12 protein-coding genes are annotated in these 15,403 nt (G+C 68.7%); 9 read left to right on the top strand and 3 right to left on the bottom strand.

What is annotated here, in order from left to right:
* Positions 1-70: 70 nt before the first annotated feature.
* Positions 71-1,012, top strand: a complete 942-nt coding sequence (locus tag HNR40_RS01840; protein ID WP_184957898.1) for a YihY/virulence factor BrkB family protein — start codon at positions 71-73, stop codon at positions 1,010-1,012.
* A gap of 75 nt (positions 1,013-1,087) precedes the next feature.
* Here HNR40_RS01840 and HNR40_RS01835 read toward each other — a convergent pair whose 3' ends face one another.
* Complete coding sequence (locus tag HNR40_RS01835; RefSeq protein WP_184957897.1) at positions 1,088-2,206, bottom strand: D-alanyl-D-alanine carboxypeptidase family protein; 1,119 nt, start codon at positions 2,204-2,206, stop codon at positions 1,088-1,090.
* An 83-nt stretch (positions 2,207-2,289) separates the two neighbouring features.
* Here HNR40_RS01835 and HNR40_RS01830 point away from each other — a divergent pair, with 83 nt between their 5' ends.
* Positions 2,290-2,502, top strand: coding sequence for an SCO4848 family membrane protein (locus HNR40_RS01830; protein WP_221339886.1), 213 nt, complete (start codon positions 2,290-2,292; stop codon positions 2,500-2,502).
* Here the strand turns inward: HNR40_RS01830 and HNR40_RS01825 are convergent.
* On the bottom strand, positions 2,499-3,851 hold the full coding sequence (locus HNR40_RS01825; RefSeq protein WP_246508290.1) for a peptide ligase PGM1-related protein: 1,353 nt from the start codon (positions 3,849-3,851) through the stop codon (positions 2,499-2,501). The two genes, HNR40_RS01830 and HNR40_RS01825, sit on opposite strands and share 4 nt — an antisense overlap.
* 481 nt (positions 3,852-4,332) lie before the next feature.
* Between HNR40_RS01825 and HNR40_RS01820 the strand changes: the two genes are divergently transcribed.
* Entirely contained in the window at positions 4,333-5,556 is a 1,224-nt protein-coding gene (locus HNR40_RS01820) for a M20 family metallopeptidase (protein ID WP_184957894.1), read from the top strand.
* Between the two features lie 553 nt (positions 5,557-6,109).
* Here HNR40_RS01820 and HNR40_RS01815 read toward each other — a convergent pair.
* A complete protein-coding gene (locus HNR40_RS01815; protein WP_184957893.1) occupies positions 6,110-7,987 on the bottom strand; it encodes a Xaa-Pro dipeptidyl-peptidase in 1,878 nt (625 codons plus the stop codon).
* 269 nt (positions 7,988-8,256) lie between these two features.
* Between HNR40_RS01815 and HNR40_RS01810 the strand changes: the two genes are divergently transcribed.
* From HNR40_RS01810 to HNR40_RS01785, 6 genes are all read left to right on the top strand, one after another.
* Entirely contained in the window at positions 8,257-9,327 is a 1,071-nt protein-coding gene (locus HNR40_RS01810) for a BMP family lipoprotein (RefSeq protein ID WP_184957892.1), read from the top strand.
* 364 nt (positions 9,328-9,691) lie between these two features.
* Positions 9,692-11,302 carry an ABC transporter ATP-binding protein gene (locus tag HNR40_RS01805; protein ID WP_184957891.1) on the top strand — a complete coding sequence of 537 codons (1,611 nt, stop codon included), beginning with the start codon at positions 9,692-9,694 and terminating at the stop codon, positions 11,300-11,302.
* Positions 11,302-12,441, top strand: coding sequence for an ABC transporter permease (locus HNR40_RS01800; RefSeq protein ID WP_184957890.1), 1,140 nt, complete (start codon positions 11,302-11,304; stop codon positions 12,439-12,441). Before HNR40_RS01805 ends, HNR40_RS01800 begins: the two co-directional genes overlap by 1 nt.
* A complete protein-coding gene (locus HNR40_RS01795; RefSeq protein WP_184957889.1) occupies positions 12,438-13,718 on the top strand; it encodes an ABC transporter permease in 1,281 nt (426 codons plus the stop codon). Before HNR40_RS01800 ends, HNR40_RS01795 begins: the two co-directional genes overlap by 4 nt.
* Positions 13,718-14,113 carry a cytidine deaminase gene (locus tag HNR40_RS01790; RefSeq protein ID WP_184957888.1) on the top strand — a complete coding sequence of 132 codons (396 nt, stop codon included), beginning with the start codon at positions 13,718-13,720 and terminating at the stop codon, positions 14,111-14,113. Before HNR40_RS01795 ends, HNR40_RS01790 begins: the two co-directional genes overlap by 1 nt.
* Positions 14,113-15,384 (top strand): thymidine phosphorylase, encoded by a 1,272-nt coding sequence (locus HNR40_RS01785; protein WP_184957887.1) that lies wholly within the window; start codon positions 14,113-14,115, stop codon positions 15,382-15,384. The genes HNR40_RS01790 and HNR40_RS01785 overlap by 1 nt, the downstream gene beginning before the upstream one ends.
* Positions 15,385-15,403: the final 19 nt, after the last annotated feature.

The following is a 15,403-nucleotide window of genomic DNA, read 5'->3' as shown; positions in this document are numbered from 1 at the left end:
CCGGTACAACGACCGTCATCAGGGCAGTCGCCTTGGAGGACCACCGGAACGCGCTGGAGTTTCCCGAGCGATGGCGAACCTGATCGAGAAGGCCGCGACGTGGCGCGAGCGTGCGATGCGGACCGTGGACCACTGGAGGGTACGCCGGCCGGGCGTCGACCACCTGATCAGGACGGTCCAGCGCTACCAGTTGCAGTTCGGCGACCGGCTGGCCGGAGCGGTCACCTACTTCGCGTTCCTGTCGTTCTTCCCGCTGATGGCGCTGGCCTACGCGGTGTTCGGCTACGTCCTGTCGGTGAGCCCCGAGCTTGAGCTGGCGCTCAAGCAGGTGATCGCCGAACAGCTGCCGGGACTGGCCCCCGCGCTGAACCTGGAGGACATCGCCCAGTCCAAGGCCACCGCCGGGATCATCGGTCTGCTGGGCCTGCTGTACGCCGGGCTCGGCGCGATCGACGCGCTGCGCGGGGCGCTGCGGGAGATGTCGATGACCACGGCCGCGCCGCTGAACTTCTTCCTCGGCAAGCTGCGCGACCTGAGCTCGCTGCTGCTGATCGGCGTGACCATGCTGGTGTCGGCCGGAGTGGCCGTGCTCACCTCCTCGGCGACCAGCAAGGTCACCGCGTGGCTGGGCTTCCAGCACGACGATCCGGCCGCGACGGGCTCGGTGTGGCTGGTCGGGCTGCTGGCCAGCGTGGCCGCCGACTGGCTGCTGTTTGTGATCTTCCTGGGCTGGGTGGCGCGGCCGACCCGGCCGTTCAAGGCGATCGCCCAGGGCGCGCTGCTGGGCGCGATCGGCTTCGGGTTGCTCAAGCAGCTGGCCACGCTGCTGCTGAGCCACACGCTGAGCAACCCGGTCTACGGCACGTTCGCGGTGCTGGTCGGGCTGTTGATCTGGATCAACTTCTCCGCCCGGCTGGTCCTGTACGTCGCGGCCTGGACCGCCACCACCGGCTTCGCCCCACCGCCCTCACCCACCCCGATACCCTCGAACGGCAACGGCGAGCAGACGTGAGAAGCCGGCGCCAGGACCTGCCCCTTGTCCCGCCGGCGGACGATCAGGACCTGGCCGTTCTGCGTCCGCGGGCGCTCAGGACCTGGCCCTGCTCCTTCTGCGGAAGATGCCGAAGCCCAGCCACACCAGCCCGAAGAACAGCCCGCCGCCGATCACGGCCATGCCGACCGTCCGGCTCGTGTCGGTCTGCTTGGCCGCGGCCGAGTCGAGCAGCGGGGCGCTCACGGGCGGCTGGGAGGCCGTGGCCTGCTGCTGGACGGGCTCGGCCTGGACGGGCAGCGGGTCCACCAGCTGGCCGACGGGCGTGACCTTGCCGCGGGCGGCGAAGCCCCAGTCGAGCAGCTTCTCCACTTCCTCCCAGAAGTAGCCCTCGTGCCGCATGATCGTCACGATGATCGTGCGGCCGTCGCGGCTGGCGGCGCCGACGAAGCTGCCGAGGGCCTTGGACGTCCAGCCGTTCTTGACGCCGACCATGCCCTTGTAGCGCCAGAGCAGCTTGTTGTGGTTGCTGATCTCGTAGAACTTCTTCGGCGCGGGGAATTTGGCGGTCTTAGTGCTGATATATCGCCTGAAATCGGGGTTGGCGAGGCCGGCTCGGGCGATCAGCGCCAGGTCGTACGCGGAACTGCTCTGGCCCGGCTTGTCCAGGCCGCTCGGCGTCTTGGCCACCGTGTCGTTGGCCTGCAGGCGCTTGGCCTCGGCGTTCATGTCCCGCATGGTCTTGGCCAGGCCGCCGTTGGCCTCGGCCAGCGCCATCGCGGCATCGTTCCCGGAGGACATCATCAGCGCGCGGAACAGGTCGTGCACCTTGTAGATCGGCTTGGTGGACAGACCGACCGCGGAACCCTCCTGGTTGACGGCGTTCGAGCTTGGCTTGATCGTCTTGCCCGCCTCAAGCTTGGGGATGAGCGTGAGCGCGGTCAGCGTCTTGAGCGTGCTGGCAGGAAGGAAACGGCCGTGCGGGTTCTTGGCCGCCAGCACCTGCCCGGTCTCCGCCTCCGCGATCAGGAAGGACGTGGCCTTGGTCTTGGGCGGCGCCTTGACGCCGTCCGGCACGACGAGCCCGCGGCCGCCGAGCCGGTCGCCGCCGATCGGGCCGCCGGAAGTCGCGGCCGCACCGGCAGGCGCGCCCGCATATGCGGTCAGGGAGACCGTCGCGAGGAGTGCCGTGGCCGGCACCAGTTTCGTCCACATGGCGGTCTCAGCGTAGCTTCGAGTCGTAGCCCATGTGCGGTCACATCCCCCGATGATCCGCCCCTGATACTAGAGAAGTGGTTATGTCGCGAAAGATCGCCGGATTCCTGGTCGCGCTCGGCGCGTTCATGATCTTCGAGTGGATCAACCTTGGGTTTAACCTGGCAGACGGGCACAAAACCAGCTTCTACGTGGTCCACGGCATCCTGATCGCCGTCAACCTCGTGCTGGCCGTGATCGTGGGAATCATCGGATGGAAGGGCCTCAGAAGCAGCCGCCGCCCGAAGTCCGGCTAACCGCCGCAGAGGGCCAGCCGCGTGGCCCGGTGGAGTTCGTCGGCCTCGTCGCGCGAGTTGCCGATCGAGGTGAAGCCCAGCTTGCCGTGCTCGGGGATGGCCCCGAGCAGATGCAGCACGTTCCCGGTACGGCGGGCCGCGTCGAACCCGAGCCCACGCTCCTCCACCATGCGCACCACCTCGCCCGGCGTGCGCCCGCGCAGGCACGCCGCCGAGCAGTTGTCCGTGGCCGTGTAGTACTTGGGTTGCGTGCCGTCCATCAGCAGCCCGGTGGCCGGATCGTAGGTGGCGCCGGTGGTCAGCAGCGCCGCGCCGAACGGGTGCGTGGTCCCGCCTATCCGCAGGTTGATCTCGCACAGCAGGGCCGCGTACCCGGAATCGGCCTTGAGCGCGAAGAAGTCCATCCCGAACAGTCCCACCACGCCGCGCTCGGCGAGGATCGCGGCGATCCTGGCGGCCGACTCGCCCACCTCGTGCCGGTACTCGGAGCGGGCCGGGAACGTGCAGCCCTGGTAGACGTCGGCGTTGGGGCCGCCGAGCACCTGGTCGTGGGTGGCCACGACGGCGTGGTGCCCGCCGGGCGTGATCCTGGCCAGCGCGCTGGGGAAGAACAGCGGCCGGTGCTCGATGAACTCCTCCACCACCGCCCCGCGCTCGGTGATCTTGGCGGAGAAGGTCTCCCACGTCTCGCCGTCGGCGGAGAAGCGTGTCCGTGACCAGTCGCTCTTGGTGACGATCGCGTTCCCGAGCCCGGAGTAGCCGTCGTTCAGCTTGACTATGACGCGCTCGCCGGGCAGCGAGAAGACCGCGTCCTCGATCTCGCCCTGGTGGTGCAGGTCGCCGAAGCCGCGCGCCATGGGCACCGCGGCCTCCGTGCCGACCTCGCGGGCGCCGCTCTTGGAGCCGTAGTAGGCCAGCGACATGGCCGGGCCGTAGATGGGCACGTTGAGCGACGACGCCAGCCGTTCCTCCAGGTCGCTCATCACGAACGGGACCATCCACGCGTCGCCGTCGATCGCCTTGCGTATCCGGCGCAGTACCTCGGGCCGGGCGAGCAGCGTTCTGGTGAGCGGCTGGGAGCGGGTGTCGTCCAGGCTGATCATCGTCAGCCGCCTGGCGGCGTCATCCGGGTCGGGTAAGAAGCCGAAGTAGTAGGAGACGATGTCCGGATCCACGGGGGCGGAGGAGACGTAGACCACCTTGACCCCGGGCCTGCGGAGCGTCAGCAGGAGGAACAGGAGCCGCTCCTCGTAGCACCTCGCGCCGGTGATCCGGCGCAGCTCATCCTGTGGAAGGGAGAGCGAGGGCACGACCACCAGGGTCCCCTCACTCGGCTCGAAGATGCTCAACTGTGCATGCTTCTCCCCGAACGGGATATTAGTGATCATATTGCGAGTGAAACACCGATTTATCGCAAAAGCAGCCATCGTGGCCGTGTCATGACCAAGCCGGAAGGTGACAGGATTCGAAACCGCGCACAAGTTTGGGAGTAGCGACAACGGGTCACCATCTAATGATCCCTTGTGACTATTTCCGGGGTGGGACCGCCGGTCACTCAGCGTGGTGACCTGCGGTTACGGGCATGCCGTCGGCCAACTTTTGGTGTAGTTGTCCACGAGAGGGCCACCCGGAGCGATAAAGTCAAAGCATCGCCATCGGGTGCACGGCTACCGCTGACCCCCAGACCGCGGATGATCGTCCCGATCGGGTGTTGATCACCAAGCGACGCGGCTGCAACCGCAGTGCAAGAAATGACGAAGAACAGCGCAATCGGCTGTGCGAAGCTGGGTAGAGGCGCTCGCACGCCGCTTTTCGACGGGACGGTGAACGATGCGGGGACGTGAGCTGCGGGGGGAACTCGACGCGTTCCTGGCGGAGACGGAAAAGGACCTCGTGGCGTTCCGCCGCGACCTGCACATGCATCCTGAACTCGCCTTCGCCGAATACCGCACGACCCAGCGGATCGCCGAGCGGCTCAGCGCCGTCGGCCTGGTTCCGTCGGTCCTGCCGCGTGGCACCGGTCTGATCTGCGACGTAGGCAGCGGCGACGGTCCGACCATCGCCCTGCGCGCCGACATCGACGCCCTACCGCTGCAGGACGAGAAGGACACGTCCTACCGCTCCACCGTGCCCGGCGCCTGCCACGCGTGCGGCCACGACGTGCACACCACGATCCTGCTCGGCACCTCGCTCTTCCTGGCCCAGCAGGCCGCGGCCGGTCTGCTGCCCGGCCGGGTCCGGCTGATCTTCCAGCCCGCGGAGGAGCTTCCCGGCGGCGCCCTGGAGGTCATGGCCCACGGCGGCATCAGCGGCGTCGACCGCATCTTCGGCCTCCACTGCGACCCACGCGTCGACGTCGGCCAGATCGGCCTCAAGTCCGGCCCGATCACCAGCGCCTGCGACCGGCTGCTCATCCGCGTCTCCGGCCCCGGCGGCCACACCGCGCGCCCGCACCTGACCGCCGACCTGGTGTTCGCGCTGGCCAAGATCCTCACCGAACTGCCCGCCGCGCTCTCCCGCCGCGTCGACCCGCGCTCCTCGCTGAGCCTGGTCTGGGGCCGGGTCGAGGCCGGCTCGGCGGCCAACGCCATCCCCGACGATGGCGTGGCCGAAGGCACCGTGCGCTGCCTCGACGAGAACGCCTGGCACGCCGCCCCCGACCTGATCAAGGCACTCCTGGAGTCGGTCGCCGGCGCCTACGGCGTAGAGGCCACGATGGAATACACGCGCGGCGTCCCGCCCGTGGTCAACGACGAGGTCAGCGTCGAAATGCTCGCCGAGGCCGCGGAACGCGCCCTGGGCAGCGCCAGCGTCGTCCCGACCCAGCAGTCGCTCGGCGGCGAGGACTTCGCCTGGTACCTGGAGTCGATCCCCGGCGCCTTCGCCCGCCTCGGCACCCGCTCGCCCGAGAACGGCGTCACCTACGACATCCACCAGGGCACCTTCGACGTGGACGAAAGCGCCATCCCCACCGGCGTCCGCTTCATGGCCACGACTGCCCTCACTGCCCTCTTTGAGGGCGCCCCTGTTCTTCCTCTGTCCTCTCTCGCTTGAGTGCTCTGGCCTTTTACGGCTTCGCCCAGGTAACCGCCGCCCGCCGACATCGCCGGGCGGCTGTCTTTTCCACGCTCATCGGGCGCTCGGGCCGACCACCGCGACGGCCGCCCTCTTGACCCCACCGGCCCAACCCCTCGACCAGTACCCAAGCCCAACTCCCTGGCCAGCACCAAAGGCCAAGCCCTTGGCCAGTACCCAAGCCCAACCCCTGGCCAACGCCAAAGGCCGAGCCCTCGGCCAGCACCAAAGGCCGAGCCCTCGGCCAGCACCCAAGCCCAACCCCTGGCCAGCACCAAAGGCCGAGCCCTCGGCCAACGCCAAGGGCCAAGCCCTCGGCCAACGCCATGGATCTGGTCTTGGCCAGCGCCGGGCAGGCTTTCCCTGCACCAGCGCTGGCCCACCCGGTTGCCGGGGCGGAGTGTCCCTTCCTTGGCCGGGTCCGCACACCGACCCCGGCCCTTGTCCTTGACGGTCAGGGGTTGGGTGTTCGCAGGTCAGGTAGGGGGTCGTTGGGTGGTTGGGGGGTTCTGGGTCCGAACCCAGGGGGTTGCTAGTTCAGGGAGCCGAAGACGATCGGGAGGCGGAGGGAGGACAGGCCCGGGGTTACCCGGATGTTGGTGCCCGCCGGGTATCGCAGCGTGTAGTCGTGGTCGGTCGACAGGATGACCACGCCCAGTTTGTGGCCCTTCTTGAACAGGTAGTCCTGCGGCTGGAAGTCCCACGTGAACGTGTACTCCTTGCCCGGCCGCAGCGGCTCGGTGCGGTCCATGCGGTTGCGGTTGCGCGCGTCCAGCCAGCCCCGGGAGACGATCTTGTAGGGCGTCTCGGCCACCGCGTGCGTACGGATCGCGGTGCAGCCGGTGTCACCCGGCACGCCCTGCCCGTAGCACCACGTCTCGCCGGTCGGCACGAGGGCGCCGGTCGGTCGGGAGTCGGTGCCGAAGTCCACCAGCAACGCGGTCAGGTACGGCGACGCGCCCTTGGTGAACGAGGCCCGCAGCGAGATCTTGGGTGTGCCCGAGACGCGGACGTCGGTCTTGAGTTCCTTGGTCACGTAGGCCAGGCGGTTGGGGTCGGCCGCGGGGACCGTCTCGACGAGCTGCTCGGCCGTACGCGCCTTCTGGTCGACGAACGACTCGCGCGCCGACAGCGGCCGGGGCAGCAGCCCGAGCTTGCCGCCCGAACCCAGCCACAGCGGGATGTTCGCGCTGCCCGGAATCGGCCACGAGGCGTGCTGACCCCACTGGCCGGGCGCGATCTCGACGTCGGCCTGCGGCTCACGCATGATGCCGCTGTCGATGTTGTAGAGCCACTGGTCGAACCAGCCGTGCAGCTGGCGCAGCCACTCCTTGGCGCGCAGGCTGAACGGGTCGCGGTGGGTGCCCTGGTGCAGCCAGATCTTGCGGGGGATGTTGCGCTTGCCGAGCGCGTCCCACCACTGGACGGCCTGCTTCGTCTTGACGTTCCAGTCGTTGAGCCCGTGGGCGACGAAGACGCTGGCCTTCACCTTGCGCACGTCGTTGAGGTAGTTGCGGGCGTCCCAGAAGGGGCTGTAGTCGCCGGTGATCCGGTCCTGCTCTGCCTCGATGCGGTCCATCAGGGCGCCGCAGACCGCTTGGCCGTTCTGCCTGGTCAGGACGTAACGGGCGAGCACGTCGGCGTCTTCACCCTGGTAGCCGCCGGGCGCGAGGACGCCGCCGTTGGCGCGGTAGTAGTCGTACCAGGAGGAGATCGCGGCGATCGGCACGATCGTCTTGAGTCCCTGGACGCCGGTGGTGGCCACGGCGTTGGGCAGGGTGCCGTTGTAGGAGGTGCCGATCATGCCGACGTTGCCGGTGGACCAGGTGGCCGCGACGGGGTTGCCGGCGGCGTCGAAGCCGCGGGCGCGGCCGTTCAGCCAGTCGATGGCGGCCTTCGGGCCTGCGGTCTCGGCGGGGTCGCCGGTGGTCGGGCAGCCGGTGGCGCGCCCGCTGCCGATGTTCTCGACGAGCGCGATGGCGTACCCGCGGGGCACGAAGAAGTTGTCGTAGTAGCCGTCGAACGGCCCGGCGTCCTTCACCGTCAGCAGCGAGCGCAGCGTGCTGGGCAGCGGGTTGCCGTTCTCGTCGACGTCGACGGGGTGGTTGGCGACGTCGTTGCCGCCGGCGTAGTAGGGGCTGGCCTCCATGATCACGGGCACTTTGAGGCCCTGGTCGGTCTCCTTGGGCCGCAGGATGTCGACGGCGACCCGGTCGGGCTGTCCGTCGGCGTCGCTGTCGGTGCCGGCGACCTCGACGAAGACAGTCTGGGTGATCGCGTCGGCGCGCGAGAAGACTGGCTGTGTCGCGTTGTTCTCGATCTTGATCGTGGGAGTGTCCGCGGCTGCCGGTGTCGCGGTCAGCGACGCGATGAGCAGCAGCGATACGGCTAACGCCGTCCTGCGAAGCATGAGTGGCTCCAGGGAAGTGTGACGACCTACGACCGTAATCTCTGCCACTTGACGAGTCACGGCAAGATCTTGACAACCTCAAAAGTTGGGCAAAGGTTCATGTCCTGGATCCAGGTCACAGACGCGACTGATGTCGATAACGGAGCGGTTGCGGAGCGCTGTACGGTTTGGTATGCGCTGGTCAAGCAACTATCTTCCGAGCAGGGTTGCCGTGCATTTCTTCGCGCCTGCGATGAAGTTTGACGGCGGGGAAATGGAAGGGAGTCGCCTTGCTCAGCAAGCGATTCGGCAAGACGGCGATCGGCACGCTGGCCGGCGCCATGCTTATGGCGGCAGCGGCGTGCGGCGGCAGCGGCGGGGGGACCACCGCGAGCACCGCTCCGAGCAGCGGTGCGGCCAGTGAAGCACCCCAGGAGGGCGCGCTCAAGGTCGGCCTCGCCTTCGACGTCGGCGGTCGCGGCGACAAGTCCTTCAACGACGCCGCTTACGCCGGCCTCGAGAAGGCGAAGACCGATCTCAAGGCCGAGATCAAGGAGCTGAGCCCCGCGGGCGACGGCTCCAACCGCGGTGACCTGCTCCGTCAGCTCGCCGACGCCGGCTACAACCCGATCATCGGGGTCGGCTTCGCCTACGGCGAGGACATCAAGAAGGCGGCGACCGAGTACCCCGAGATCCAGTTCGCGGTCGTGGACTCCGCCTCCAACGCGCCGAACGTGACCGGCCTGCTGTTCGCCGAGGAGCAGGGCTCCTACCTGGCGGGCGTCGCCGCGGCGACCAAGGCCAAGAGCGGCCACGTCGGCTTCGTCGGCGGCGTCGAGAACGACCTGATCAAGAAGTTCGAGGCGGGCTTCGTCGCCGGCGTGAAGTCGGTCAAGAAGGACGCCAAGATCGACATCAAGTACCTCACCCCCGACGGTGACTTCTCCGGCTTCAAGGCCCCCGACAAGGGCAAGGTCGCGGCCGAGAAGATGTTCCAGGACGGCGCGGAGATCGTCTACCACGCCTCCGGCGACTCCGGTCTCGGCGTCTTCCAGGCGGCCGCCGCCGCCAAGAAGAAGGCCATCGGCGTCGACTCCGACCAGCGCCTGACGGTCAAGGAGGCCGACCTGCAGTCGGTCATCATGACCTCGATGATCAAGCGCGTCGACGTCGGCGTGTTCGAGTTCATCAAGGCCTTCCAGGGCGGCGCAAAGGGTGGCAGCAACGTCACCTACGACCTGAAGGTCGACGGCGTGGGCCTGGCCACCACCGGTGGCGAGGTCGACGACATCAAGACCGAGATCGACGCCGCCAGGGAGAAGATTGTCTCCGGCGAAATCCAGGTTCCGTCCAAGCCGTAACCTGGGTAGGTCAGTCTTGATCGAGGGCCCGGGGAGCGGACCCACCGTCCACTCCCCGGGCCTTTGCTCTATCCACCTTGGCTCGTTGGAGACCCACATGAGCTCGGAGCGAATCCGACGCAGTGAGCGGAGTGGACGGCTGAGGGACGATGCCGGCCGCGCAGCGAATGAGGAGCGGTGAGCGACCAATGAGTCCGCGAATCCGACGCAGTGAGCGGAGTGGACGGCTGAGGGACGATGCCGGCCGCGCAGCGAATGAGGAGCGGTGAGCGACCAATGAGTCCGCGAATCCGACGCAGTGAGCGGAGTGGACGGCTGAGGGACGATGCCGGCCGCGCAGCGAATGAGGAGCGGTGAGCGACCAATGAGTTCCGACACGCTCGCCCCGGCGCGACCCGCCGTCGAGCTGGAGGGCATCACCAAGCGGTTCCCGGGCGTCGTCGCCAACCACGACATCCGGCTCGCCATCCAGCCCGGCACCGTCCACGCCATCTGCGGTGAGAACGGCGCGGGCAAGTCTACCCTGATGAAGATCCTTTACGGCATGCAGAAGCCGGACGAGGGCCAGATCAGGGTGAACGGCACAGACGTCACCTTCCGCTCGCCCAGCGACGCGATCAACGTCGGCATCGGCATGGTCCACCAGCACTTCATGCTGGCCGACAACCTCACCGTGCTGGAGAACATCGTCCTCGGCGCCGAGCCCAAGCGGGCCGGCCGCCTCGACGTCGCGCGCGCCCGCAAGCGGATCAAGGAACTGGCCGAGGCCCACGGCCTGCGCGTCGACCCCGACCGCCTGGTCGAGGACCTCGGCGTCGGCGACCGGCAGCGTGTGGAGATCCTCAAGGTCCTCTACCGCGGCGCCCGCATCCTCATCCTCGACGAGCCGACGGCCGTGCTGGTGCCGCAGGAGGTCGAGGAGCTCTTCGACAACCTGCGCGAGCTCAAGGCCGAAGGGCTCACCGTCATCTTCATCTCCCACAAGCTCGACGAGGTGCTCGGCATCGCCGACGCGATCACGGTGATCAGGCGCGGCACCACCGTCGCCAGCCTGCCGCGCAGCGAGATCAGCAGCGCCCGTCAGCTCGCCGAGCTCATGGTCGGCAGCGAGCTGCCCACCCCCGAGACCCGCGAGTCGACCGTCACGGAGACCGTGGCGCTGAAGGTCGACGGCCTGTCGATGGAGTCCGACGGCTTCCGTCCCGTCCCCAAGGGCACCTCCATCCGCCTCTACGCCGACAAGCTCAAGGCCGAGGGCAAGCGCCTCCTGCTGGACGACGTCTCCTTCGAGATCCACAAGGGCGAGATCCTCGGCATCGCGGGCGTGGAGGGCAACGGCCAGTCCGAGCTGATCGAAGCCATCATGGGCATTCGCCAGGCGCACGGCGGGATCAGCCTGGCCGGCCAGGACATCAGCGCCTGGTCCACCCTCAAGCGCCGCGAATCCGGCATCGGCTACATCCCCGAGGACCGCCACCGCCAGGGCCTGCTGCTCGAAGCCTCCCTCTGGGAGAACCGGGTGCTCGGCCACCAGACGCAGAAGCCCGCCAGGAGCGGCATCTGGATCAACCGCCGCGCGGCCAGGGCCGACACCCAGCGCATCATCAGGGAGTACGACGTCCGCACCCCGGGCGCCGACACCCTCGCGCTCGCGCTGTCCGGCGGCAACCAGCAGAAGCTCATCGTCGGGCGCGAGATGAGCGGCGAGCCCGCCTTCCTCATCGCCGCGCACCCCACCAGGGGCGTCGACGTGGGCGCCCAGGCGGCCATCTGGGACCACCTTCGCGACGCCCGTGCCGCCGGCCTCGCCGTACTGCTGATCTCCGCGGACCTCGACGAGCTCATCGGCCTGTCCGACACGCTGCACGTGATCTACCGAGGACGGCTCGTCGCCCGCCTCGACCCGTCCGACGTCACGCCCGAGCGGCTGGGCGGCTACATGACCGGCGCCATCACCGCCACCGAGGAGATGTGATGCCCGCAGGGCTCTATCGCGCGCTGCTGACCTTGGCGGGTGCGGTCGTCGCCATCGTGCTCGCCATCGCGATCTCCAGCGTGGCGATCCTCGCGGCCGGCGCGAATCCCGGCGACGCGTTCGCCGCCTTCTTCAACTTCGGCGAGACGACGCGCGCCGTGGTCAACTCGATCACGACCATGCTCAACCGGGCGGTGCCGTTGTTCATCGCGGGCCTCGCGGTCGCGGTCGGCTTCCGGATGAACCTCTTCAACATCGGCGTCGAGGGCCAGTACCGGCTCGCGGCGGTGGTGGCCGCCTTCGTCGGCTCCACGTTCGTGGCGCCCGCCTGGGTCCAGATCCCGGTGATCATCGTGGTGGCGGCGGCCGTCGGCGGCCTCTACGCCCTGATCCCGGCGGTGATGAAGGTCGGCCGCGGGGTGAACGAGGTCATCTCCACGATCATGCTCAACTACATCGCCATCAACCTCGCCGCGTTCCTCGTCCGCGGGCCGTTCGTCGGCCCCCGGCCGGCAGGGCAGCTGACCATTTCGACGCCGCAGCTGCCGGAGTCGGCGTGGTTCCCCAACCTGAACTTCATCTTCGAGATGTTCGGTCTGCCCGCCCCCCGCGGCGGCGGCCTGTGGGGCTTTCTCGTCGTGGCGATTCTGCTGGGCATCGGCCTGTGGATCGTGTTGGAGCGCACCCGGTTCGGCTTCGACATCAAGGCCAGCGGGCTGAACGCCTCCGCGGCCCTGGCCTCCGGGGTCAACCCGAAGAAGATGGTCATCTCGGCCATGGTGCTGTCGGGGGCGATCGCCGGGCTCATCGGCCTGCCCGAGATCCTCGGCTCCACGCATGCCTACAACACGAACTTCACCCCCGGCCTGGGCTTCCTGGGCATCGCGGTGGCGCTGCTCGGGCGCAACAAACCGGCCGGCATCGCGATCGCGGCGCTGCTGTTCGCCTTCCTCGACCGGGCACAGGGGCCGTTGCAGTTCGCCAACGTGCCGCCCAGCGTCATCGTCATCATGCAGGGCGTCATCGTCCTCCTGGTGGTCATCTTCAACGAGATCACCAGCCGGATGGCACTGCGCTCGGAGGAACGGCGAGCCGCCCGCCGGCTCGGCACCGACAAGCCTGTTGAGGTGGCAGCATGACGCGGGTCCGCAAGTACCACCTGGCGCTGATCGGCGTCTCGATGCTGATCCTCATCGTGTCGGTGGTCCGGGTGATCTCCGGACAGAACGACATCACCTCGTCCGGCACCTTCACGGCGGCGCTGATGCTGTCCGTGCCGATCGGCCTGGCCGGTCTTGGTGGTCTGTGGGCCGAGCGCGCGGGCGTGGTCAACATCGGCCTCGAAGGCATGATGGTGCTCGGGACGTGGTTCGCCGGCTGGGCCGGATACCAGTGGGGCCCGTTCGCGGCGGTGGTGGCGGGTCTCCTCGCCGGCGCGCTGGGTGGTCTCATCCACGCCATCGCGACCGTCGGTTTCGGCGTCGACCACATCATCAGCGGTGTGGCCATCAACCTGGTCGGCCCGGGTATCACACGCTTCCTGTCGGAGGTCCTCTACAAGGAGGGGACCCCGGCGGCCGAGGCCGGAGCGGGCATCACCACCTCACCGGCGATGTCCGGCGAAGCCTGGCACTTGAGCCTGCCGTGGCTCTCCTCCGGGCCCGATCTGTTCGGCACGCTGGAGCGCACCCACTGGTTCCTCATCTCCGACCTGGCGGGCATCCTCGGCGGGCTCACGCGCAACGTGGACGTGCTGGTCGTCCTGGCGATCATTCTGATCCCGCTGACCTTCTTCGTGCTCTGGCACACCGCCTTCGGCCTGCGCCTGCGCTCGGTGGGCGAGAACCCGTGGGCGGCCGAGTCGCTCGGCGTCAACGTCTACGGGTACAAGTACATCGCCGTCGTCATCTCGGGAGCCATGGCCGGTCTCGGCGGTGTCTTCCTCGTCTTCGGCGTCACCAAATACGTCGAGGGCCAGACCGCGGGCAAGGGCTTCATCGGCCTGGCCGCCATGATCTTCGGAAACTGGCGCCCCGGCGGCCTGGCGCTGGGCGCCTCGCTGTTCGGATACGCCGACGCACTCAAGATCCGCACCTCCGGAGCGGTCACCTCGATCTTCCTGTTCGGCGCGATCCTGTTGCTCTTCTACCTGGGCAACAAGATCCGTCTCCTGGTCCGTCCGAACCAGCCGGTGGAGCTGGGCGGCAGGACCGCCAAGGATTACACGATCATGGCCGGCGCGGCAGCCGCCGCCGTCATCCTCATCTGGATGTGGATGGTCATCGACCAGTTGCCCAATGAGCTCGTCTTCATCACCCCGCACGTCCTCACCCTGCTCGTGCTCCTGGTCGCCTCGCAGCGCCTGCGCATGCCCAAGGCCGACGGCGTGCGGTACCGCCGGGGGGAACAGCACTGATGAACATCGACTGGGACGGTCTGCGCGATGAGGCGCGGACCGCGATGCGCAACGCCTACGCGCCCTACTCCAAGTTCCCGGTCGGGGCGGCGGCCGTCGTGGACGACGGCCGCGTCGTGACCGGCTGCAACGTCGAGAACGCCTCCTACGGCCTCAGCCTGTGCGCGGAGTGCGGCCTGGTCTCCGCGCTGCACGCCTCGGGTGGCGGCCGGCTCGTAGGCTTCACCTGCGTGGACGGCCACGGCGAGCTGCTCATGCCGTGCGGCCGCTGCCGTCAGCTCCTGTACGAGTTCGGCGGCGACGACCTCCTGGTCGAGACCCCCGACGGCCCCAAGCGCATGGCCGAGATCCTGCCGTACGCCTTCGGACCCGACGACCTGACCAAGGGAGCCTGATGGACGCCATCGAGGTCATCGTCGCCAAGCGCGACGGCCGCGAGCTGACCACCGCGCAGATCGACTGGGTGATCGACGCCTACACCCGGGGCGAGGTGGCGCACGAGCAGATGTCCGCGCTGGCCATGGCGATCCTGCTCAACGGCATGGACCGCCGCGAGATCGCCGAGTGGACGCAGGCGATGATCCGCTCCGGCGAGCGTATGGACTGGTCGATGCTCGACCGTCCCACCGCCGACAAGCACTCCACAGGCGGCGTCGGGGACAAGATCACGCTGCCGCTGGCGCCTCTGGTGGCCGCCTGCGGCGCGTACGTCCCGCAGCTGTCAGGACGGGGGCTCGGCCACACCGGCGGGACGCTCGACAAGCTGGAGTCGATTCCCGGCTGGCGGGCTTCGCTGTCCAACGAGGAGATGCTGGGCGTCCTGCGCGGCGCGGGCGCGGTCATCTGCGCCGCCGGAACCGGCCTCGCGCCCGCCGACAAGAAGTTGTACGCCCTGCGCGACGTCACCGGCACGGTCGAGTCGATCCCGCTGATCGCCTCGTCCATCATGTCCAAGAAGATCGCCGAGGGGACGGGCTCGCTGGTCCTGGACGTGAAGGTGGGCTCCGGCGCGTTCATGAAGACGGTGGAGCGTGCCAGGGAGCTCGCCGAGACCATGGTGGCGCTGGGCTCCGACGCGGGGGTCCGTACCGTGGCGCTGCTGACCGCCATGGACCGTCCGCTGGGCCTGGCCGTGGGCAACGCCCTGGAGGTCGAGGAGTCGGTCGAGGTCCTGGCGGGCGGCGGCCCGTCCGACGTGGTCGAGCTGACGGTACGGCTGGCCCGCGAGATGCTGGAGGCCGCCGGGATCACCGGCAAGGACCCCGGGCAGGCGCTGAAGGACGGCTCCGCCATGGACGCCTGGCGCCGCATGATCTCCGCCCAGGGCGGCGACCCGGACGCGGTCCTGCCGAGGGCGGCCGAGACGATGACGGTGGACGTGCCGGAGTCCGGTGTGCTGACGCGGCTGGACGCGTACGCGGTGGGCCTGGCGGCGTGGCGGCTGGGCGCGGGCCGGGCCCGCCAGGAGGACCCGGTCTCCTTCGGCGCCGGGATCACCCTGCACGCCAAGCCGGGCGACCTGGTGCGGGCCGGGCAGCCCCTGATGACGCTGCACGCCGACGAGACGGCCCGCTTCGCCCGCGCCCTGGAGGCGCTGGAGGGCGGTTACGCGGTGGGCGCGGCCGGCGAGGAGCAGCTGCCGCTGATCATCGACCGGATCGTGTGACGAATGCACACTGATGGGT

This window comes from Nonomuraea endophytica, assembly GCF_014203235.1.
GTDB classification, from domain to species: Bacteria; Actinomycetota; Actinomycetes; order Streptosporangiales; family Streptosporangiaceae; genus Nonomuraea; species Nonomuraea endophytica.
Note: the sequence above shows the minus strand (reverse complement) of the source record. Positions and strands in the feature narration are given on the sequence as shown.